The sequence below is a fragment of the Cupriavidus sp. 09_S30 genome (assembly GCF_056930435.1).
In genome coordinates, this window is sequence record NZ_JBXOWI010000001.1 from 1,100,986 (window position 1) to 1,122,836 (window position 21,851).

The 21,851-nt window shown below is 67.3% G+C and carries 14 protein-coding genes and 2 pseudogenes; 14 read left to right on the plus strand and 2 right to left on the minus strand.

Annotation, left to right across the window (positions count from 1 at the left end):
• The first annotated feature begins 170 nt into the window (after positions 1-170).
• From AC1Z3O_RS05160 to AC1Z3O_RS05175, 4 genes and pseudogenes are all read left to right on the plus strand, one after another.
• Positions 171-632 (plus strand): DUF4124 domain-containing protein, encoded by a 462-nt coding sequence (locus AC1Z3O_RS05160; protein WP_483517523.1) that lies wholly within the window; start codon positions 171-173, stop codon positions 630-632.
• A gap of 4 nt (positions 633-636) precedes the next feature.
• Positions 637-1,800, plus strand: a complete 1,164-nt coding sequence (glnL, locus tag AC1Z3O_RS05165) for a nitrogen regulation protein NR(II) (protein ID WP_483514057.1) — start codon at positions 637-639, stop codon at positions 1,798-1,800.
• A 254-nt stretch (positions 1,801-2,054) separates the two neighbouring features.
• Positions 2,055-3,267, plus strand: a pseudogene (gene ntrC / locus AC1Z3O_RS05170) (nitrogen regulation protein NR(I)); the annotation flags it as partial.
• A 107-nt stretch (positions 3,268-3,374) separates the two neighbouring features.
• Positions 3,375-3,590, plus strand: a pseudogene (locus AC1Z3O_RS05175) (helix-turn-helix domain-containing protein); the annotation flags it as partial.
• A 96-nt stretch (positions 3,591-3,686) separates the two neighbouring features.
• Here AC1Z3O_RS05175 and AC1Z3O_RS05180 read toward each other — a convergent pair.
• Positions 3,687-4,478: an HAD-IIB family hydrolase gene (locus AC1Z3O_RS05180; protein ID WP_483514059.1), complete on the minus strand. Its 792-nt coding sequence runs from the start codon at positions 4,476-4,478 to the stop codon at positions 3,687-3,689.
• Between the two features lie 202 nt (positions 4,479-4,680).
• Here AC1Z3O_RS05180 and ugpB point away from each other — a divergent pair, with 202 nt between their 5' ends.
• The 5 genes from ugpB to ugpQ all read left to right on the plus strand — a co-directional run bounded on the left by ugpB (position 4,681) and on the right by ugpQ (position 9,870).
• A complete protein-coding gene (ugpB, locus tag AC1Z3O_RS05185; RefSeq protein WP_483514061.1) occupies positions 4,681-5,997 on the plus strand; it encodes a sn-glycerol-3-phosphate ABC transporter substrate-binding protein UgpB in 1,317 nt (438 codons plus the stop codon).
• Positions 5,998-6,172: 175 nt separating this feature from the next.
• Positions 6,173-7,054 carry a sn-glycerol-3-phosphate ABC transporter permease UgpA gene (ugpA, locus tag AC1Z3O_RS05190; RefSeq protein ID WP_483514063.1) on the plus strand — a complete coding sequence of 294 codons (882 nt, stop codon included), beginning with the start codon at positions 6,173-6,175 and terminating at the stop codon, positions 7,052-7,054.
• 12 nt (positions 7,055-7,066) lie between these two features.
• Positions 7,067-7,915 carry a sn-glycerol-3-phosphate ABC transporter permease UgpE gene (ugpE, locus tag AC1Z3O_RS05195; protein ID WP_483514064.1) on the plus strand — a complete coding sequence of 283 codons (849 nt, stop codon included), beginning with the start codon at positions 7,067-7,069 and terminating at the stop codon, positions 7,913-7,915.
• A 70-nt stretch (positions 7,916-7,985) separates the two neighbouring features.
• The gene (locus AC1Z3O_RS05200) at positions 7,986-9,083 is read left to right on the plus strand and encodes a sn-glycerol-3-phosphate import ATP-binding protein UgpC (RefSeq protein ID WP_483514065.1); all 1,098 of its coding nucleotides are present in this window, start codon (positions 7,986-7,988) and stop codon (positions 9,081-9,083) included.
• Between the two features lies 1 nt (position 9,084).
• Positions 9,085-9,870 (plus strand): glycerophosphodiester phosphodiesterase, encoded by a 786-nt coding sequence (gene ugpQ, locus AC1Z3O_RS05205; RefSeq protein WP_483514066.1) that lies wholly within the window; start codon positions 9,085-9,087, stop codon positions 9,868-9,870.
• Positions 9,871-10,007: 137 nt separating this feature from the next.
• Here the strand turns inward: ugpQ and AC1Z3O_RS05210 are convergent, their stop codons facing one another.
• The gene (locus tag AC1Z3O_RS05210) at positions 10,008-11,684 is read right to left on the minus strand and encodes a SulP family inorganic anion transporter (protein ID WP_483517524.1); all 1,677 of its coding nucleotides are present in this window, start codon (positions 11,682-11,684) and stop codon (positions 10,008-10,010) included.
• 419 nt (positions 11,685-12,103) lie between these two features.
• On the opposite strand from AC1Z3O_RS05210, the gene AC1Z3O_RS05215 reads away from it, so the two are divergent.
• From AC1Z3O_RS05215 to AC1Z3O_RS05235, 5 genes are all read left to right on the plus strand, one after another.
• Complete coding sequence (locus AC1Z3O_RS05215; RefSeq protein ID WP_483514067.1) at positions 12,104-14,956, plus strand: 2-oxoglutarate dehydrogenase E1 component; 2,853 nt, start codon at positions 12,104-12,106, stop codon at positions 14,954-14,956.
• 96 nt (positions 14,957-15,052) lie between these two features.
• Complete coding sequence (gene odhB, locus AC1Z3O_RS05220) at positions 15,053-16,300, plus strand: 2-oxoglutarate dehydrogenase complex dihydrolipoyllysine-residue succinyltransferase (RefSeq protein WP_483514069.1); 1,248 nt, start codon at positions 15,053-15,055, stop codon at positions 16,298-16,300.
• Between the two features lie 108 nt (positions 16,301-16,408).
• Positions 16,409-17,833 carry a dihydrolipoyl dehydrogenase gene (lpdA, locus tag AC1Z3O_RS05225; RefSeq protein WP_483514070.1) on the plus strand — a complete coding sequence of 475 codons (1,425 nt, stop codon included), beginning with the start codon at positions 16,409-16,411 and terminating at the stop codon, positions 17,831-17,833.
• Positions 17,834-17,989: 156 nt separating this feature from the next.
• Positions 17,990-19,087: a cell division protein ZapE gene (gene zapE, locus AC1Z3O_RS05230; RefSeq protein WP_483514072.1), complete on the plus strand. Its 1,098-nt coding sequence runs from the start codon at positions 17,990-17,992 to the stop codon at positions 19,085-19,087.
• 206 nt (positions 19,088-19,293) lie between these two features.
• Positions 19,294-21,849 (plus strand): heavy metal translocating P-type ATPase, encoded by a 2,556-nt coding sequence (locus AC1Z3O_RS05235; RefSeq protein WP_483514074.1) that lies wholly within the window; start codon positions 19,294-19,296, stop codon positions 21,847-21,849.
• Positions 21,850-21,851 lie beyond the last annotated feature (2 nt).

Consider the following 21,851-nt stretch of genomic DNA (forward strand, 5'->3'; position numbering starts at 1 on the left):
GGGCGGCCTCGGCTGTCCCTTTTTCTTTTGATCGCTAGAATGGGGCTCCCGAGTCAACCTTAGCTCCGATGTCAATGCCTGCCCGACTGCCCGTTCTGACGTCCCCGCCCGCTGCGAAGCCGCCGTTGCACCGCTTGCGTGAATCGTTCCCCATTGTGGGGTGCGCGCTGATGCTGGCGGCAGCGGGATGGGGCACGCAGGCGATGGCGCAATCCGCCGACGTCTATGTCTGCGCCGGCCCGAACGGCGTGCCGGAGTACCGCAACGGCAACGGCGGCAAGAACTGCCGCAAGCTCAACCTGCCCGAGGCGGTCACTGTGCCCGGTGGGCGGCCGGCGGCGGCCGCGGCCCCGAGGCCCAGCCAGCCGGGCGGCTTCCCGCGCGTGGACAGCGCCACGCAGAAGAGCCGCGACGGCGAGCGCCGTGGCGTGCTGGAGCAGGAGTTGCAGAGCGAGCAGGGCAAGCTCGCGGCCCTGCGCCAGACCTACAACAACGGTGAGCCGGAGCGCCAGGGCAATGAGCGCAATTATCAGAAGTATCTCGATCGCACCGCCGCGCTGCGTGACGACATCACGCGCACCGAAGCCAATGTGGCGGCCTTGCAGCGGGAGCTTGCCAACCTGAAGGACTAGTCTCATGCGTCGCCTGATTCGCAGCGTTTCGCGCAAGGCCGCGGCTGCTGATCGCGCCTCGCCGGTGCCGGCGCCTGGCCCGGCCGGCGAGCCCGCCGAGGATCGCGCCGAGGCCGCGCTGCACGCCGGCCTGGATGTGGTGGCCAATCCCGTGCTGCTGGTGCGCGAGGCGGGCCTGCGCATCCTCTATGCGAATCCTGCGGCGGAAGCCAGCTTCGCGGTATCGCGCAAGGCCATGCGCGAGCTGTCGCTGACGGACCTGTTCGGGCCGTCGGAAGAGCTGGCCAGCATGATCGAGAGCGTGCGCTCGCGGCAGTTCGATGTGCGCCGGCAGGACGTGGTGCTGCAGTGCCCGCTGCAGGAGCCGACCCATGCGCATGTGGTGGTCGGCGCGCTCGAGGCCAGCCCCGCGGCGGTGGTGGTGGAGGTGCTGCCCAATGAGCAGAAGGTACGCAGCGACCGCGAGGAGCGCATCCTGGACCTGACCTCCGCCAACAAGGAGCTGATCCGCAACCTGGCGCACGAGATCAAGAACCCGCTGGGCGGCATCCGCGGCGCGGCTCAATTGCTCGAGTTCGAGCTGCCCGAGCGCAGCCTGCGCGAGTACACGCAGGTCATCATCAAGGAGTCCGACCGGCTGCAGACGCTGGTCGACCGCCTGCTCGAGCCGCACCGCCACCCGCACATCGTCTCCGAACTCAATATCCACGAGGTGCTGGAGCGCGTGCGCCTGGTGGTGCTGGCCGAGTTCCCCAACGGGCTGGAGATCGTGCGCGACTATGATGCCAGCCTGCCCGATCTGCGCGGCGACAAGGAGCAACTGATCCAGGCCGTGCTTAACATCGTCCACAACGCGGCCCAGGCGCTGGCCGAGCGCATCGCGCACGGCGACGCGCAGATCGTGCTGCGCACGCGTGTGGCGCGCCAGGTGACCATCGCCAAGCGGCTGTTCAAGCTGGCATTGGACTTGCATATCATCGACAACGGTCCGGGCATCCCCGAGGACATTCGCGAGCGCATCTTCTACCCGCTGGTGTCGGGCAGGGATGGAGGCAGCGGTCTCGGTCTCACACTCGCTCAAACCTTCGTGCAGCAGCACGAAGGCTTGATCGAATGTGAGAGCCGGCCGGGCTGTACCGACTTCCGTATCCTGTTGCCGCTGCACTAGTCCACTGAATCACTGAAATCAGTCGGTGCCTGCCATGCCATGCGGGTTCATCGCGTCGTTGCAAATGCTCGCAATAGCCATGCTATTGCTGCGCTTTGCGCCTAGCGCTGATTCCCGCATGGCATGTCCTTCACCTCCCATTTCAATGATTCAGCGGACTAGTCCCGATCCGGCGCGCCCGGCGATCGTCTCGCAGGCCGCAATCGGCCGGGTTCACGGAAGACCATATGACACCGAGCAGACAAGTGACGCATATGAAGCCGATCTGGATAGTCGACGACGATCAATCAATCCGCTGGGTTCTGGAGAAGGCCCTTGCCCGTGAAAGCCTGCTCTCGCGCAGTTTCACCAATGTGCGCGATGTGCTGGCAGCGCTGGAGGAAGATGAGCCCCAGGTGCTGATCTCCGATATCCGCATGCCGGGCGGCTCCGGACTGGATCTGCTGCAGGCCGTCAAGGCGCGCCACCCCGGGCTGCCCGTCATCGTGATGACGGCCTATTCCGACCTCGACAGCGCCGTGGCGGCCTTCCAGGGCGGCGCCTTCGAATACCTGGCCAAGCCCTTCGACGTCGACAAGGCCGTGGAACTGATCCGCCGCGCGCTGGAGGAAAGCCTGCGCGAAGGGGAGATGGAGGATCGCCTGGTCGACGCGCCGGAGATCCTCGGCCAGGCGCCGGCGATGCAGGATGTGTTCCGCGCCATCGGCCGGCTGTCGCAGTCGAACGTCACGGTGCTGATCACCGGCGAGTCCGGCACCGGCAAGGAACTGGTGGCCCGGGCGCTGCACAAGCACAGCCCGCGCGCCAACGGGCCCTTTATCGCGCTGAACACGGCGGCCATTCCCAAGGACCTGCTGGAGTCTGAGCTGTTCGGCCACGAGCGCGGCGCCTTCACCGGCGCGCAGACCATGCGGCGCGGGCGCTTCGAGCAGGCCGAGGGTGGCACGCTCTTCCTCGACGAGATCGGCGATATGCCCTTCGACCTGCAGACGCGCCTGCTGCGCGTGCTGTCGGACGGCAACTTCTACCGTGTCGGCGGCCACAACCCGCTGCGTGCCAATGTGCGCGTGATCGCGGCCACCCACCAGAACCTGGAGACGCGGGTCAAGGACGGCCTGTTCCGCGAGGACTTGTTCCACCGCCTGAACGTGATCCGGCTGCGCCTGCCGTCGCTGCGCGAGCGGCCGGAGGACATCACGCTGCTGGCGCGGCACTTCCTGCAGAAGAGCGCCAAGGAACTGGGCGTCGAGCCCAAGCGGATGTCGGACGAGGCGCTGGCCTATGTCAGCACGCTGCCCTTCCCCGGCAATGTGCGCCAGCTCGAGAACCTGTGCAACTGGCTGACGGTGATGGCGCCGGCCCAGACCGTGGAGGTCAAGGACCTGCCGCGCGAGATGATCGGCGGCGAGACGCCGGCCAGCCAGCCGGCGGTGCGCCATGCCGAACGCTTGGGCGAGGCCCATGCTGCGCACGCGGGTCATGCGGAGGGCGAGGCCGCGCTGCTGGGCGAGGGCGGCAACATGCCGGTGCTCGAAGCCGCGCCCGCGCCGCAGCCCGGGCGGCCGGCCTTGCCTGTGCTGGACTGGGAGAGCCTGCTGGCGGGCGAGGCGCGGGCCATGCTTGAGTCCGGCCAGCCTGAAGTGATGGATATCCTGACCCGCCGGTTCGAGAAGGCGGTGCTGGAGGCCGCGCTGGGCGTGACGCGCGGACGCCGGGTGGAGGCCGCCATGCGCCTGGGCATCGGGCGCAACACGATCACGCGCAAGCTGCAGGAGTTGGGCTTCGACTGAGCCCGGCGGCCGGGCGCCGCAGGCAAGGATCACGGCCGGGCTCGACCCGGCCGTTTTTTTCTGGCGCGTCCCGCCGTTATCCCTGCCTGCGTGCGCTCAGGCCCGCGCCGCCAGCAGCAGGCGCGCCATCTCCGCGAAGCCTTCGCCACCGCTGGCCTCGGTCACGTAGGCCGGCGGCACAGGCAACTGCGCGACGATCTCGCGCACATTGGCCACGCCGACCGAGTGCGGGAAGTGCGCGAACATCGAGGCGTCGTTCGCGGAGTCGCCGATGAACAGCCACGCTTCGCGCTCGGCGTCGAGGTCGGACCCGAGCAGCTCGGCGACGCACAGCCGGCTCATGCTGAGCTTGTCGTGCTGGCCGAACCATCCGTTCACATGGATGGAGCTGACCGTGGCGGTCATGCCCTCGGCCCGCATCAGGCCGGCGATGCGCTCCACCGCCGCGGCCGGCAGCGGGGGAACGTCCTCCGCGTGGTCGATGGCCAGGTCGGCCGCATGCCAGGCCTGGTCCGATGCCAGCGCGCAGCCAGGCACCTCGCGCAAGATGCGCGCGCCCAGCGCATGGATGCGCGCCAGGTTGGCCGCGCGCGTGGCGGCATCGTCGAGGAAGCGGGTGTGCAGGCGGCCTTCGCGCAGGTGCGAGTAGAAGGCGCCGTTCTCGCCGATGATCGCGTCGACCGGCCACAGGCGCGCCAGGATCTCGGCCCAGGCGATGCAGCGGCCGGTCACCGGGATCAGGTGCAGGCCGGCGTCCTTCAGCCGTTGCATGGCAAGGTAGGTGGCCGCGGGCAGCCGGCCATCGGAAGTCAGGGTGCCGTCGATGTCCGTCAGCACACCGCGGATGCGGCGCAGCGCGGCGCCGTTCAGGGTCTGGATGGCTTGCATGGCGGCGCATTCTACCTGCACAAAATGCGATTCAGGCCAACTGTCATATTTTTGCCAATCTTGAGGGATTGCCCGGTTCTCATGTGACGCGAGCGAGGGTAACATCCGGATGTCATAAAACTGGAATAGATTCGAACGAGTTTGTTGTTCGTTTCGTTTCGTTTTCCAACATCAAGTTGCTTAGAAAAACCGGAGAGAGCCCATGTTCCTGAAACGCACCGCACTGACGCTCGCCGTGCTGCCCCTGATGGCGGCCGCGGGTTCGGCGCATGCCGCCGTGGAGATCCAGTGGTGGCACGCCATGCAGGGCGCGCTGAACGACAAGGTCAATGAGATCGCCGACAAGTTCAATGCGAGCCAGTCGGAGTACAAGATCGTGCCCGTGAACAAGGGCAATTACGACGAAACGATGGCGGCCGGCATCGCAGCCTTCCGCGCGGGCACCCAGCCCGCCATCCTGCAGGTCTTCGAGGTGGGCACGGCGACCATGATGAGCGCCAAGGGCGCCATCAAGCCGGTCTCGGTGGTGATGAAGGAAGCCGGCGAGAAGTTCGACCAGAAGGCCTACATCCCGGCGGTGGCGGGCTACTACACGTCGAACAAGGGCGAGATGCTGTCCTTCCCGTTCAACAGCTCGACCACGGTCTTCTATTACAACAAGGATGCCTTCAAGAAGGCTGGCCTGGAGGCCGACAAGCCGCCCAAGACCTGGCCGGAAGTGATGCAGTATTCGGCCAAGATCAAGGCCTCGGGCGGACAATGCGCCTACACCACCGACTGGCAGGGCTGGGTTCACCTGGAGAGCTTCTCGGCCTGGCACAACACGCAGTTCGCCACCAAGGGCAACGGCTTCGGCGGCACCGATGCCCGCCTGACCTTCAACAGCCCGCTGCAAGTGCGCCACATCGCCAACCTGCAGGAGATGGTGAAGAAGGGCTACTTCAGCTACGGCGGCCGCAAGTCCGAATCGCAGGCCAAGTTCTATAACGGCGAGTGCGCGATGTTCACGGGCTCGTCGGCGTCGCTGGCCAATATCCGCAAGAACGCCAAGTTCGCCTTCGGCGTGGCGCAGCTGCCGTACTACGCGGACGTCCAGGGCGCGCCGCAGAACACCATCATCGGCGGTGCCTCGCTGTGGGTGCTCAATGGCAAGAAGCCGGCCGAGTACAAGGGCGTGGCCAAGTTCTTCACCTTCCTGTCGCGTCCCGAGATCCAGGCCGACTGGCACCAGTCGACCGGCTACCTGCCGGTCACCATGGCGGCTTACGAGCTGACCAAGAAGTCTGGCTACTATGACAAGAACCCGGGCGCGGACGTCTCGGTGCAGCAGATGGTCGTCAAGACCACCGACAAGTCGCGTGGCGTGCGCCTGGGCAATATGGTGCAGATCCGCACGGTGATCGACGAAGAACTGGAAGCCGTCTGGGCCGGCAAGAAGGAGCCGAAGGAGGCGCTGGATACCGCGGTCAAGCGCGGCGACGACCTGCTGGAACGCTTCCAGAAGACCGTCAAGGACTGAGCGGAACCCGGCCGACAGGCCGGAGCAGGACCGGCACCGGGCTGGCAGGCAGGGGCGGCATGACCGCCCGTCACGGCCGCCTTCAGGTGCCGGCGTGAAACAGAACGGCGCGCGCCGCAGCGGTGGCCGCGCCGCTCTTCATTGATGCCGGCTGCAATCGCCGGATTTTTTGCCTATGGAAAAACGAGTGGTATTCCGCTCGAGATGGCTGCCGTATCTGCTGATCCTGCCGCAGATCGCCGTCACGCTGATCTTCTTCTTCTGGCCGGCGGGCCAGGCACTGTACCAGTCCGTACTCCGTCAGGATGCCTTCGGCATCAACCTGGAGTTCGTCGGGCTGGAGAACTTCATTGCCCTGTGGGAAGACCCGCTCTATATCGAGTCCTTCCGCGTCACCGGCGTGTTCGCCGTCGGCGTGACCCTGCTGGGGCTGTCCACCGCACTGGCGCTGGCGTACTTCGCCGACCGCGTGCTGCGCGGCGCCACGCTCTACAAGACGCTGCTGATCTGGCCCTACGCCGTGGCGCCGGCCGTGGCGGGCGTGCTGTGGATGTTCCTGTTCAATCCTACGCTGGGCGTCGTGTCGCACGCGCTGCGCGCCGCCGGCGTGGACTGGAACTTCCTGCTCAACGGCAACCAGGCTCTGCTGCTGGTGATCGTGGTCGCCGCCTGGAAGCAGATCAGCTACAACTTTCTCTTCTTCCTGGCGGGGCTGCAGAGCATTCCGCGTTCGCTGATCGAGGCTGCGGCCATCGACGGCGCGGGCCCGTGGCGCCGCTTCTGGTCCATCGTGTTCCCGCTGCTGTCGCCGACCACCTTCTTCCTGATGGTGATCAACGTGGTGTACGCCTTCTTCGACACCTTCGCGATCATCGACGCCGTCACCCACGGCGGTCCGTTCAACTCCACCAACACCCTGGTCTACAAGGTCTTCCATGACGGCTTCCGCGGCATGGACATCGGCGGCTCGGCCGCGCAGTCGGTGGTGCTGATGGTGATCGTGATCGCGTTGACTGTAGTGCAGTTCCGTTATGTGGAACGCAAGGTGCAATACTGACGGACACGCAACATGGTAGAACGACGACCTTTTCTCGATTTCCTGACCCACCTGGTGCTGATCGTCGGCATCATCATCGTGGCGTTTCCCGTCTACGTGACCTTCGTCGCCTCGACGCTGACGGCGGAGCAGGTGCTGGACGCACCCATGACGCTGATCCCCGGCGGCCACCTGCTGGAGAACTATCGCACCGTGCTGTTCAAGGGCGTGGGCGAGGCTGCCTCGCCTGTCTCGACGATGATGCTCAACAGCCTGATCATGGCGCTGGGCATCGCGCTGGGCAAGATCGCCATCTCGATCATCTCGGCCTTCGCCATCGTCTACTTCCGCTTCCCGCTGCGCAAGACGGCGTTCTGGATGATCTTCATCACGCTGATGCTGCCGGTCGAGGTGCGCATCCTGCCGACCTACAAGGTGGTGTCGGACCTGGGCATGCTGGACAGCTACTTCGGCCTGACCATCCCGATCATCGCCTCGGCCACCGCGACCTTCCTGTTCCGCCAGTTCTTCCTGACCATTCCGGATGAGCTGGCCGAGGCCGCGCGCATCGACGGCGCCGGGCCGCTGCGCTTCTTCCGGGACGTGGTGCTGCCGCTGTCGCGCACCAGCATCGCGGCGCTGTTCGTGATCCAGTTCATCTATGGGTGGAACCAGTACCTGTGGCCGCTGCTGATCACCACGCAGAAATCGATGGCGCCGGTGGTGGTGGGCGTCACGCAGATGATCTCGCGCTCGGGCGATGCGGCCACCGACTGGAACCTGGTGATGGCCACCGTGATGCTGGCGATGATCCCGCCCGCCGTGGTGGTGGTGCTGATGCAGAGGTGGTTCGTCAAGGGCCTGGTGGAAACGGAAAAATGAGTGGGAGCCGCGCGGCGGCGCGTGCCAGGAGCACGCGGCCACGCGCTTTCACCGCGAAACAAGCAAAGCAATGGCAAAACTGTCGCTCAACAACGTTCAGAAGACCTACGCCGGCAACGTCAAGGTGGTGCACGGCATCGACATGGAGATCGCCGACGGCGAGTTCATCGTCATCGTCGGCCCCTCCGGCTGCGGCAAGTCCACGCTGCTGCGCATGGTGGCGGGGCTGGAGACCATCACCGGCGGCGAAGTGCGCATCGGGGAGCGGGTGGTCAACCGGCTCGAACCCGCCGAGCGCGATATCGCGATGGTGTTCCAGAACTACGCGCTCTATCCCCATATGAGCGTCTACGACAATATGGCCTACGGGCTCAAGATCCGCGGCATGGACAAGGCCGAGATCGCCAAGCGAGTCGAGCACGCCGCCGGCATTCTCGAACTGGCGCCGCTGCTGTCGCGCAAGCCGCGCCAGCTGTCAGGCGGCCAGCGCCAGCGCGTGGCCATGGGGCGCGCCATCGTGCGTGAGCCGTCGGTGTTCCTGTTCGATGAGCCGCTCTCCAACCTCGACGCCAAGCTGCGCGTGCAGATGCGCCTGGAGTTGAAGGAGTTGCACCGGCGCCTGCGCACCACCAGCCTGTACGTGACGCACGACCAGGTCGAGGCGATGACGCTGGCCGACCGCATGATGGTGCTCAACGGCGGCCGGGTGGAGCAGATCGGCACGCCGCTGGAGGTGTACACGCGCCCGGCCAGCACCTTCGTGGCCGGCTTCATCGGCTCGCCGCCGATGAACCTGGTGCCGGTGGCGCGCGACGGCGCCAACGGCGAAGCGCGCATGAAGGTACAGGCGCAGCAGGGCGGGGCGCCCGGCACCTCGCTGGGCCACCTGCCGATGGGCCTGCACCTGCCCGAGCGCGCGCTGCTGGGCCTGCGCCCGGAGCATATCGAGCCCTGCGCCGCACACGAGGCGATCGCCGAGGTCGATGTGCGCGCGGTCGAGGCGCTGGGGGCGGATTCGTTCGCCTACGGCACGCTCGGCGGCCAGCAGGTGGTGGTGCGGCTGGACAGCCAGATGCCGGTGCGCGCGGGTGACCGCCTGCCGATCGCATCGAGCGCGGAGCACCTGCACTTCTTCGACATCGATTCCGGCAAGCGCTTCGAGGCCTGACATGTCCATCTCCCCTACCACGGCACCCGCCGCCATCGCGCCCTGGCCGGCCCGCTGGCCCTATCCGCGCCACATCGCCCATCGCGGCGCGGGCAAGCTCGCGCCGGAGAACACGCTGGCGGCCTTCCGCCACGGCGCGTCCTTCGGCTACCGCATGTTCGAGTTCGACGTGAAGCTGTCGGCCGACGGCAAGCCCGTGCTGCTGCACGACGCCACGCTGGACCGCACCACCAGCGGCCACGGCCGCGTCGATGCGTTGACCTTGGGCGAGCTGGCGCAGCTGGATGCCGGCGGCTGGCACAGCCCGGCCTATGCCGGCGAGCCGATCCCGACCCTGGCGGCGATCGCGCGCTACACCCGCGCCAACGGCTTCATGGTGAACATCGAGATCAAGCCGGTGCCGGGCGCCGAGCGCCAGACCGGCGCCGCGGTGGCGCTCGACGCGCTCGCGCTGTGGGCCGGCAGCGAGGTGCCGCCGCTGCTGTCCTCCTTCTCCGAGGCGGCCCTGGAGGCGGCGCGCGACGCCGCGCCGGCGCTGCCGCGCGCGCTGCTGCTGGACCGCCTGCCGGCCGACTGGCTGGACCGCTTGCGCCGGCTCGACTGCGTGGCGCTCGATGCCAATCATCGCGAGCTGGACCAGAAGGTCATTGAGGCGGCCCACCAGGCCGGCTTCCGCGTGGCGTGCTACACGGTCAACGATCCGGCCCGCGCGGCCGATCTGTTCGCCTGGGGGCTGGACGCCTTGATTACCGACGTGGTGGACCGGCTCGCCCCGGATCCGGCGTAGAGCCCATCGCAGAGGACGGGGTGGCATCGGCGGGGGAAGGCGCCTGCCATCGCACCCCTTCCTCCTTCTGAACGGCGTTCCCGCTCCGTGAATGGCCGCGCGATGCTTCCGTACCGCTCGGCGGCTTTCCGGGTGGACTAGCGCTTGCGTGGCTTGGGGCGTTGTACCTCCATCGCCTCGCGCACGGCGTCGTCGACGCTCCAGGCTTGCCAGGCGGCCTCTGGCAGGGCGGGCGACTTGATGCGCGCGAGCAAGTCGCGCACGGCGTCCTTGACGCGGGCCAGCCGCAAGGGGATGCCATGGGACTGGGCATAGGCCGCGAATTCGCACAATGCCTCGAGCGCCGTGCCGTCGAGATCGGGCGATTCCTCCAGGCTGAGTACCAGGCCGCGTGCCGGCCGCCGGTCGCGCATCGTGTGGCGGACAGCGCTGAGCACGCTGTCGGCATTGCCGAAGTACAGCGGCACTTCCGGGCGGGCAATCAGCAGGTCCGGCGGCGCCGTGGCCTCGGGGTGGCGGGCCAGGTCGACGAAGTCGTGGGAGTCGCCCCAGCGGCCCAGCCAGCTGATTTGCGGGCGGGACATGCGCCGCAGCAGCATGGCCACGCTGGCCCCGATCGCCAGCAGCAGCCCGTGCAGCACGCCGAACAGCAGCACGGCGGCGAAAGCGGCCATGGCGATCAGCCGGTCGCGGTGCCAGGTGAAATAGGGCTGCAGGCTGCGCGGGTCCAGGCTGTGGCCGACCGCGTGAATCACGATGGCGGCCAGCACCGGTTCCGGGATGCGCTCGATCCAGGGCAGCAGCGTGACCACCGCAACGAGCACGACCAGCCCCGCGACCAGCCCGGCGCGGCGGCTTTGCGCGCCCGCCGACTCATTGGCCGAGGTGGCCGAGAATCCCGCGCCGACGGGCATGCCCTGGAACACGGCGGAAGCGATGTTGGCCAGCCCCAGGGCGAGCAGGTCGCGGTTGGGCGAAACCTTGTCGCCGTGGCGCAAGGCAAAGGTGCGGATGGAGCCGTAGCTCTCCGCGTAGAGGATCAGCGCCAGTGCCGCGGCCAGTTCGCTCATGCGCATCCATTCGCTCATCGTCAGCACCGGCAGGGACGGTGCCGAGAAGCTGAGCGCGAACTCGCCGACAGCCCGCACGCCGTGTGCCTGGGTCCAGCCGGCGAGATCGAGGCCGATGCCGATGGCAATGACAAGCAGCGCTCCCGGCAGCGCCCGCCAGCGCGCGCACACATGCAATAGCACCAGCGCGCCCAGCGCCATGCCGAGGCCGGCAAGGTTCCACTGGCGCCAGCCCGCAAGCAGGTCCCAGGCCACGCGCAGCACGTCCGGGTGCGCGGCCTGCACGTCGACGATCTTGGGACACTGCTTGATGACAATGGTCAGGGCCAGTCCCAGCGCGAAGCCGCGCAGGACCGGCTTGGCGATCAGGTTGGAAATGGCGCCCAGGCGTGCCACCGCGGCCAGCAGGAAGAAGGCGCCGGCGAGCACGATGACGGCAACGCCCAGGGCAGGGCGCAAGGCCGGGTCGCCCACGTCTCCGGCCGTGGTGGCGGCCAGCAGCACGGCGGCGGACGACGAGGTGGCCGAGACGATCGCGAAGCGGTTGCCGCCCACCAGCCCATAGATCAGCAGCCCGGCGAACAGCGCGATCACGCCCGCCTGCGGGGGCAGGGCGGCGATGCCGGAGTAGGCCACGGCCTCGGGCAGCAGCAGGCCGGCGATGGCCAGGCCGGCGATCAGGTCCGCCCGCCACGGGTTCGCCGCTGCGCCGGGCGGCCCGCCAGGCGGCGCGATTCTATCCATGTCCGGGCCTTGCGCGCTGGCGCGACCGTCTTTGGGCATCGATGCCTCCCAAGCACTGTTGTTATTCTGAAGAGTTACGGATACTGCCCCCGCCGCGCGGTCCTAGGCAAGCTATATCATGGAAACAACGTCAGTCTGCCTTGTGCGGCACATGAGCGCCCTCGCGCCAGCCGCTGAGGAAAAACCCTGAGGCCGCCAGATCAAACGTGCTATGCTTATGCGAGTGAAGACTTAGGTCCTTCCCCGCACAACTTGCCCTTGGGGGTCCTTCGGTTGTCGGCGCCGCCCACACCAGGCCGGCGCCGTTTGCTTAAGGGGCCTCAAAGAGTTGTTTGCAATCCGCTAACCGGTCAAGCCGTGTCGCGGAAGGTTGATGAACCCGCTTAACTCCGGCAATCCCGGAGAATAGTGAGCGCCCCATGATGCAGCAGTATCAGAGCAATTCGTACCTCTTCGGCGGCAATGCGCCCTACGTGGAAGAGCTGTACGAGGCCTATCTCGAAAACCCCGCCTCCGTCCCCGACAACTGGCGTGCGTACTTCGACGCGATGCAGAACGTGCCCGCCGTCGATGGTTCCAGCGCCCGCGACATCCCCCACGCTCCCATCGTCGCCTCGTTCGCCGAGCGCGCCAAGCAAGGCCCGATCAAGACCATCGTTGCCTCGGCCGATTCGGACATGGGCCGCAAGCGTGTGGCTGCCACCCAGCTGATCGCCGCCTACCGCAACATCGGTTCGCACTGGGCCGACCTCGATCCGCTCAAGCGCCAGGAGCGTCCGCCCCTGCCGGACCTGGATCCCGCCTTCTACGGCTTCTCCGAGAGCGATCTCGACATCGTCTTCAATGCCAGCAACACCTACTTCGGCAAGGAGTCGATGAGCCTGCGCGAGCTGCTCAACAACCTGCGCGAGACGTACTGCGGCACCATCGGTGCCGAGTTCATGTACATCAGCGACCAGGCGCAGAAGCGCTGGTGGCAGGAGCGCCTGGAAACCACGCGTTCCAAGCCGGTGTTCACGCTGGAGAAGAAGAAGCACATCCTGGAGCGCCTGACCGCGGGCGAAGGCCTCGAGCGCTTCCTGCACACCAAGTACGTCGGCCAGAAGCGCTTCTCGCTGGAAGGCGGCGAGAGCTTCATCGCGGCGATGGACGAACTGATCCAGCGCGCCGGCGGCAAGGGCGTGCAGGAAATCGTGATCGGCATGGCCCACCGCGGCCGTCTGAACGTGCTGGTCAACACCCTGGGCAAGATGCCCGCCGACCTGTTCGCCGAATTCGAGGGCAAGCACGTCGACGACCTGCCTGCCGGTGACGTCAAGTACCACAAGGGCTTCTCGTCGGACGTCTCCACCGAAGGCGGCCCGGTCCACCTGTCGCTGGCCTTCAACCCGTCCCACCTGGAAATCGTCAACCCGGTGGTCGAGGGTTCGGCCAAGGCCCGCCAGGAACGCCGCGGCGACGCCGGCCACAAGGAAGTGCTGCCGGTGCAGGTGCACGGCGACGCGGCCTTCGCCGGCCAGGGCGTGGTGATGGAAACGCTGAACCTGGCGCAGACGCGCGGCTACGGCACGGCTGGCACGATGCACATCGTGATCAACAACCAGATCGGCTTCACCACTTCCGACCCGCGCGACGCACGCTCGACGCTGTACTGCACGGACGTGGTCAAGATGATCGAGGCCCCGGTGCTGCACGTGAACGGCGACGATCCCGAAGCCGTGGTGTTCGCCATGCAGCTGGCCGTTGATTTCCGCATGGAATTCAACAAGGACGTCGTCGTCGACATCATCTGCTTCCGCAAGCTGGGCCACAACGAGCAGGACACCCCGGCCGTCACCCAGCCGCTGATGTACAAGAAGATCGCCCAGCACCCCGGCACGCGCAAGCTGTACGCGGAAAAGCTGGCGGCGCAGAACCTGACCGGCGCCGAGTTCGGCGACGAGCTGGTCAAGGAGTACCGCGCCGCGATGGACGCGGGCAAGCTGACCGTCGATCCGGTGCTGTCGAACTTCAAGAACAAGTTCGCTGCGGACTGGATCCCCTTCCTGAACCGCAAGTGGACCGATGCTGCCGACACCGCCGTGCCGGTGACCGAGCTCAAGCGCCTGGCCGAACGCATCACCACCGTCCCCGAGCACCTGAAGCTGCACCCGCTGGTGGAGAAGGTGATCAAGGACCGCGCCAACATGGGCCGCGGCGACCAGTCGCTGGACTGGGGCATGGGCGAACACCTCGCCTTCGCCTCGCTGGTGGCTTCGGGCTACGCGGTGCGCATCACCGGCCAGGACGCCGGCCGTGGCACCTTCACCCACCGCCACGCCGTGCTGCATGACCAGAACCGTGAGCGCTGGGATGCCGGCAGCTACGTGCCGCTGCAGAACGTGTCGGAAAACCAGGCGCCGTTCACCGTGATCGACTCCGTGCTGTCCGAAGAGGCGGTGCTGGGCTTCGAATACGGCTACTCGACCGCCGAGCCGAACGCGCTGGTGATCTGGGAAGCCCAGTTCGGCGACTTCGTCAACGGCGCCCAGGTGGTGATCGACCAGTTCATCAGCTCCGGCGAAGTGAAGTGGGGCCGTGCCTCGGGCCTGACCCTGATGCTGCCGCACGGCTACGAAGGCCAGGGTCCGGAACACAGCTCGGCTCGCATCGAGCGTTTCCTGCAGCTCTGCGCAGACCACAACATCCAGGTCTGCCAGCCGACCACGCCGGCACAGATCTTCCATCTGCTGCGCCGCCAGATGATCCGCCAGTTCCGCAAGCCGCTGGTCATCATGACGCCGAAGTCGCTGCTGCGTAACAAGGATGCGGTGTCGCCGCTGGCCGATCTGGCCAAGGGCCACTTCGAGACCGTCATCGCGGACCAGGCGGAACTCAACGCCGCCAAGGTCAAGCGCGTGATCCTGTGCTCGGGCAAGGTCTACTACGACCTGATGAACAGCCGCAAGGAACGCGACGCGATGGATACGGCCATCATCCGCATGGAGCAGCTCTATCCGTTCCCGCACAAGGCGCTGGCCGCCGAACTCAAGAAGTACCCGGCCGTGACCGACATCGTGTGGTGCCAGGACGAGCCGCAGAACCAGGGTGCATGGTTCTTCGTGCAGCACTACATCATGGAGAACATGACCGACGGCCAGAAGCTCGGCTACGCCGGTCGTCCGGCCTCGGCCTCGCCGGCCGTGGGCTACTATGCCAAGCACAACGAGCAGCAGAAGGCGCTGCTCGACGCGGCCTTCTCCAAGCTCAAGGGCTTCGTGCTGAACAAGTAATCGAGGCAGCGCAGGCGGCGCGCGCGACGATCGCGCGCGTCGCCTGGCGCAGCATATCGTCGAAGAACACACGCATATATCTAGGAATATCCAACCATGGCTATTGTTGACGTCAAGGTTCCCCAACTGTCCGAATCGGTCGCCGAAGCGACCATGCTGAACTGGAAGAAGAAGCCTGGCGAGGCCGTCGCCCAGGACGAGATCCTGATCGAAATCGAGACCGACAAGGTCGTGCTCGAAGTGCCGGCACCCTCCGCCGGCGTGCTGTCGCAGATCGTCAAGAACGATGGCGATACCGTCGTTGCTGAAGAAGTGATCGCCAAGATCGACACCGAAGCCACCGCTGGCGCTGCAGCTCCCGCCGCCGCCGCGCCGGCACCGGCCGCCGCTCCCGCCGCTGCCCCGGCCGCTGCTCCGGCAGCCGCCGGCGCCGTCGCCATGCCGTCCGCCGCCAAGCTGATGGCCGAAGGCAACCTGTCGGCTGGCCAGATCGCCGGCACCGGCAAGGATGGCCGCATCACCAAGGGTGACGTGCTGGCTGCCGCCGCTCCCGCCCCGGTTGCCAAGGCCGCGCCGGCACCCGCCGCCGCCAAGCCGGCGCTGCAGCAGGTTTCCGCTCCGGTCGACTTCGCGGCCCTGGGCGACCGTCCGGAAGAGCGCGTGCCGATGAGCCGCCTGCGCGCCCGTATCGCCGAGCGCCTGCTGCAATCGCAAGCCACCAACGCCATCCTCACCACCTTCAATGAAGTGAACATGAAGCCGGTGATGGATCTGCGCAATAAGTACAAGGACAAGTTCGAGAAGGAGCACGGCGTCAAGCTGGGCTTCATGTCGTTCTTCGTCAAGGCTGCGGTGCACGCGCTGAAGAAGTTCCCGCTGATCAATGCATCGATCGACGGCAACGACATCGTCTACCACGGCTACTTCGACATCGGCATCGCGGTGGGTTCGCCGCGCGGCCTGGTGGTGCCCATCCTGCGCAATGCCGACCAGATGAGCCTGGCCGACATCGAGAAGAAGATCGCCGAATTCGGCGTGAAGGCGCGTGACGGCAAGCTGTCGCTGGAAGAACTGACCGGCGGCACCTTCTCCATCTCCAACGGTGGCGTGTTCGGCTCGATGCTGTCGACCCCGATCATCAACCCGCCCCAATCGGCCATCCTGGGCGTGCACGCGACCAAGGATCGCGCCGTGGTGGAAGACGGCCAGATCGTCATCCGCCCGATGAACTACCTGGCGATGTCCTACGACCACCGCATCATCGACGGCCGCGAAGCCGTGCTGGGCCTGGTCGCCATGAAGGACGCACTGGAAGATCCGGCACGCCTGCTGCTGGACCTGTAATCCCGCTGCCAAGCCATGCCGCCGTCGCCGCGGGAGCGGCCACGGCGGCCTGAAGAATCGATAGCGGTCCCGCCGGCGCAAGGCCGGCGGGCCGCACAAGGAATTTCCATGAGCAAACAATTCGACGTGCTGGTGATCGGCGCCGGCCCCGGCGGCTATATCGCCGCGATCCGCGCCGGCCAGCTCGGCCTGAACGTTGCCTGCTGCGAAGGCAACGCCTACGACGATCCGAAGGGCGAAGCGCGCCTGGGCGGCACCTGCCTGAACGTGGGCTGCATCCCCTCCAAGGCACTGCTGGCCTCCTCCGAAGAGTTCGAGAACGCAAGCCATCACCTGGCCGACCACGGCATCACCGTGGGCGACGTCAAGGTCGACGTGGCCAAGATGCTCAAGCGCAAGGATGACATCGTCGGCAAGATGACCAAGGGCATCGAGTTCCTGTTCCGCAAGAACAAGGTCACGCTGCTCAAGGGCTACGGCAAGTTCGTCGGCAAGACCGCCGAAGGCTTCCAGGTCGAGATCGCGGGTGAGGTCGTCACCGCCAAGCAGGTCATCATCGCGACCGGCTCGAAGGCACGCCACCTGCCGGGCGTCGCCGTCGACAATGACCTGGTCAGCGATAACGAGGGCGCGCTCAAGTTCCCCGCAGTGCCGAAGAAGCTGGGCGTGATCGGCGCCGGCGTGATCGGCCTGGAGCTGGGCTCGGTGTGGCGCCGCCTGGGCGCCGACGTGACCGTGCTGGAAGCGCTGCCCGCCTTCCTGGGTGCCGCCGATGAAGGCGTGGCCAAGGAAGCGCAGAAGCAGCTGACCAAGCAGGGCCTGAAGTTCCACCTGGGCATCCAGGTCAACGAAGTCACCACCGGCAAGGATGGCGTGACCGTGCGCTATACCGACAAGGACGGCGCGGCGCAGACACTGGAAGTCGACCGCCTGATCGTCTCGGTCGGCCGCGTGCCCAACACCGACAACCTGGGCCTGGAAGCAGTTGGCCTGGCCACCGACCAGCGCGGCTTCATCGAAGTCGACGATCACTGCGCCACCAAGGTGCCGGGCCTGTGGGCCATCGGCGACGTGGTGCGTGGCCCGATGCTGGCGCACAAGGCGGAAGACGAAGGCGTGGCCGTGGCCGAGCGCATCGTCGGCCAGAAGCCGCACATCGACTACAACTGCGTTCCCTGGGTTATCTACACCTTCCCGGAAATCGCCTGGGTCGGCAAGACCGAGCAGCAGCTCAAGGCCGAAGGCCGCGAGTACAAGTCGGGCCAGTTCCCCTTCATGGCCAACGGCCGTGCGCTGGGCATGGGCCATTCGGACGGCTTCGTCAAGATGCTGGCCGACGCCAAGACCGACGAGATCCTGGGCGTGCACGTGGTCGCCGCCAACGCGTCGGACCTGATCGCGGAAGCCGTGGTGGCGATGGAGTTCAAGGCCGCCAGCGAAGACATCGGCCGCGTCTGCCACCCGCACCCGTCGATGTCGGAAGTGATGCGCGAAGCCGCGCTGGCTGTCGACAAGCGTCAGCTCAATATGTAAGGTCTCGGGCCTCGCAGGCCTGACATCTTGCAGCTTCGGCGCGCCGTTCGCACGGCGCGCCGTTTTCGCTTTCAGGCGCGGCATCCCTGCCTCTCGCGCCGATGAACAGTCCGGGACCGGTTGCGGCCGCTGCCGGCAACAGAATCAGCACACAGCATGAATGTCCGTGAGTACTACGAACAGGAACTGAAGCAGCGCGGCTACACCTCCGACGAGGCACAGCTGCGCGCGGTGGAGCGGCTGCAGCAGTGCTATGACGACTGGGTGGCCTACAAGAGCCGCCGCAATACTGCGCTGAAGAAGCTGCTGGTACGCCCCGAGGTGCCGCGTGGCGTCTACATGTGGGGCGGGGTGGGGCGCGGCAAGTCCTTCCTGATGGACAGCTTCTATGCCTGCGTGCCTGTGGTGCGCAAGACCCGCCTGCACTTCCACGAGTTCATGCGCGAGGTTCACCGCCAGCTCGAGGAGCTGCGCGGCCGGCCCGATCCGCTCGACGAGCTGGCTCGCCGCATTGCCAAGCGCTTCCGCCTGATCTGCTTCGACGAGTTCCACGTCAACGACGTGGCCGACGCCATGATCCTGCACCGCCTGCTGCAGCAGCTCTTCGCCAATGGCGTGCAGTTCGTGATGACGTCCAACTACCGTCCCGACCTGCTCTATCCGGACGGCCTGCACCGGGATCGCGTGCTGCCCGCCATCGCGCTGCTGCAGGAAAAGCTCGATGTGCTCAACGTGGATGCCGGCATCGACTACCGCAAGCGCACGCTGGCGCAAGTGCAGGCCTACCACACCCCGCTCGGGGCCGAGGCCAGTTCCGCGCTGCGCGACGCCTTCGTCGGGCTGGCCGGCGTGGCCGATGAGTCGCCGATCCTGCATATCGAGCATCGGGAGCTGCATGCGCTGCGGCGCGCCAATGGCGTGGTGTGGTTCGACTTCGCCACGCTGTGCGGCGGTCCGCGCTCGCAGAACGACTATCTCGAGATCGCCTCGCAGTTCCACACGGTGATCCTGTCCGACGTGCCCCGCATGACGCCGCGTATGTCTTCCGAGGCGCGGCGCTTCACCTGGCTGATCGACGTCTTCTACGACCACAAGGTCAAGCTGCTGATGTCGGCGGAGGTGGCGGCCGACGAGCTGTATGTCGAAGGGCAGATGGCCAACGAATTCCACCGCACCGTGTCGCGCATCATCGAAATGCAGTCGCGCGAATACCTGGAAAGCGAGCGGCGGGTGGTCGATACCACGCTGACCTGAGCGACGCCAGCGGCACGGACGGTACCCTTTCTCTGCTCGCCGCCCTGTCGTGTGCGGGCGTGCAGAGGGGGGCGCGGCCCGCCCGTGCCAGGTGCTGGTGTTGCGACCATTTGCGCGCAGTTAGACGCAATTGCGTCTGACTTGATTTTTGTCAAGGTGGCTTTACGGCTGGACTCTTACCATGCGAAGGGTAAAATGCGTCTTTTATGCCACCTGCCACCGCATGCCCCCTCCCTGTCAGCAGTCTGGCCGCGTCGCCTCAGGCGGCCGATGGAGGGGTGCACGCCGCCGATAGCTGTTTCCACTGCGGCCAGCCCCTGCCAGCCAACGGGGTACTGCATGCGCAGATCGACGGCGCCGCGCGCGACTTCTGCTGCGGCGGCTGCCAGGCGCTGGCGCAGACACTGCATGCCGCCGGCTTCGGCCACCTGTATGGCGACCAGACGCGCTTTGCGCGGCCCATTGACGAAGATGCGCGCCGCGAGGCCGAGCCGGTGTGGGCGGCCTACGACACCGAGGAACTGCGTGCGCAGTTCGTGCGCCCCCTTGAAGGCGGCCGCGCCGAAATCACCCTCGCTCCCGAGAACATCCGTTGTGCCGCCTGTGCCTGGCTGATCGAGCAGCAGCTCGCGCGGGTGCCGGGCGTCGAATCCGTGGTCGCCAACGTGGCCACCCGGCGCGTGCTGGTGCGCTGGCGGCTGGCCGAGACCGGCGTTGCCCGCCTGCTGGCGGCGCTGGCCGAGATCGGCTACCTGGCGTGGCCTTTCGAGTTGTCGCGCTCTGACGCCGACGACCGCCGCGCCCGCCGCAGCCTGCTGATGCGCATGGCCGTGGCCATGCTGGGCATGATGCAGGTGATGATGTACGCCTGGCCCATCTATACGCACGAGGCCACCATCGAGCCCGGCATGCTGCAGCTGATGCGCTGGGCCAGCCTGCTGCTGACGCTGCCGGTCGTGCTGTACTCCGCTTCCCCGATCTTTGCCGGCGCCTGGCGCAGCCTGCGCCAGCGCCACGCCGGCATGGACGTGCCCGTGGCGCTGGGCGTCGGCGCCGGCTTCCTTGCCAGCGTGGCGGCCACAGTGCGCGGCAGCGGCGAGGTGTATTTCGACTCCGTCACGATGTTTGTCGCCTTCCTGCTGGCGGCACGCTACCTGGAACTGCGGATGCGCCAGGCCTCGCGCAGCGGCGCCGAGATGCTGGCGCGCCAGCTGCCGGCCACCTGCGAGCGCCTGGCGCCGGACGGCGGCGCGGAGCGCGTGCCCGTGGCGCGCCTGCGCGCCGGCGACCGCATCCGCGTCAAGGCCGGAGAAGTGGTGCCCGCCGATGGCGTGGTCGAGGCGGGCGCCAGTGCCGTCGACGAATCGATGCTGACCGGCGAGAGCCGGCCGGTGCGGCGCGCCGTCGGCGAAACGGTGCTGGCCGGCTGCTTCAACACCGCCAGCCCGCTGGAGATCCGCGTGCAACGTATCGGCGCCGGGACACGCTTGGCGGAGATCGTCGCCGTGCTCGACCGCGCGCTGGCCGACAAGCCGCGGCTGGCCACCCTGGCCGATCGCGTGGCCGGCTGGTTCGTGGCCACGCTGCTGATATTGGCGGCGGTGACGGGCCTTGTCTGGTGGGCCTGGATCGATCCGTCCCGTGCCTTGCTGGTCACGGTGGCGGTGCTGGTCGTCAGCTGTCCGTGCGCATTGTCGCTGGCCACGCCGGCGGCGCTGGCCGCAGCCGGGGCGGCGTTGTCGCGGCGCGGCGTGCTGCTGACGCGCGGCCATGCGCTGGAAGCGCTGGCGCAGGTCAGCGACGTGGTGCTCGACAAGACGGGCACCTTGACCGAGGGCCGCTTCGCGCTGGCCGCCACCAGCGCGCTGGGCGCTGAGGATGGCGGCCGCTGCCTGGCGCTGGCAGCGGCAATGGAAGCCGCCAGCGAGCATCCGATCGCGCGGGCGCTCGTCGCCGCAGCGCGCGAGCAGGGCGCACCGGCAGTGCCGGCGGGCGCCGTGACCGCACTGCGCAGCATTCCGGGCCAGGGGCTGGAAGCCGAGATCGATGGCCGCCGCTTGCGGCTGGGACGCCAGAGCTTCGTGGCCTCCTTGGTGGCCGACACACAGGCCGCGCCGGACATCGGCGTCGAGCCGGGCGACCTGCCGGCCGGCGCGACCATCGTCTGGCTCGGTGCGCCGGGCCAGTGGCTGGCCTCCTTCGTGCTGCACGACATCGAACGCGAACACAGCGGTGCGCTGCTGGCGCAGCTGCGCAAGATGGGTGTGCGCTGCCACCTGGTCTCGGGCGACGAGCCGGCCACGGTCGGCTGGTGGGCACGCCATTTCGGCATCGCCGACGCGCGCGGCGGCGCCACGCCGGAGGACAAGCGCGACTACGTGGCCGCGCTGCAGCGCGCCGGTGCCGTGGTGCTGGCCGTCGGCGACGGCATCAATGACGCGCCGGTGCTGGCCCAGGCGCAGGTATCCATTGCCATCGGCAGCGGCGCGCCGCTGGCGCAGGCCGGCGCCGACGCGGTGCTGGCGCACGGCGGCGTGGACGAGATTGCCACTGCGCTGGCCACGGCCCGCCGCGCCCGCCGCGTGGTGCGGCAGAACCTGGGCTGGGCCTTCCTCTACAACGTACTCGCCATCCCGCTGGCCGCCACCGGCTACGTGACGGCCTGGATGGCTGGGATAGGCATGTCCCTGTCGTCGCTGCTGGTGGTGCTCAATGCCTGGCGGCTGCTCTCGGTGCGGCGCGCCGGAAGGAAGGGGGATTGATC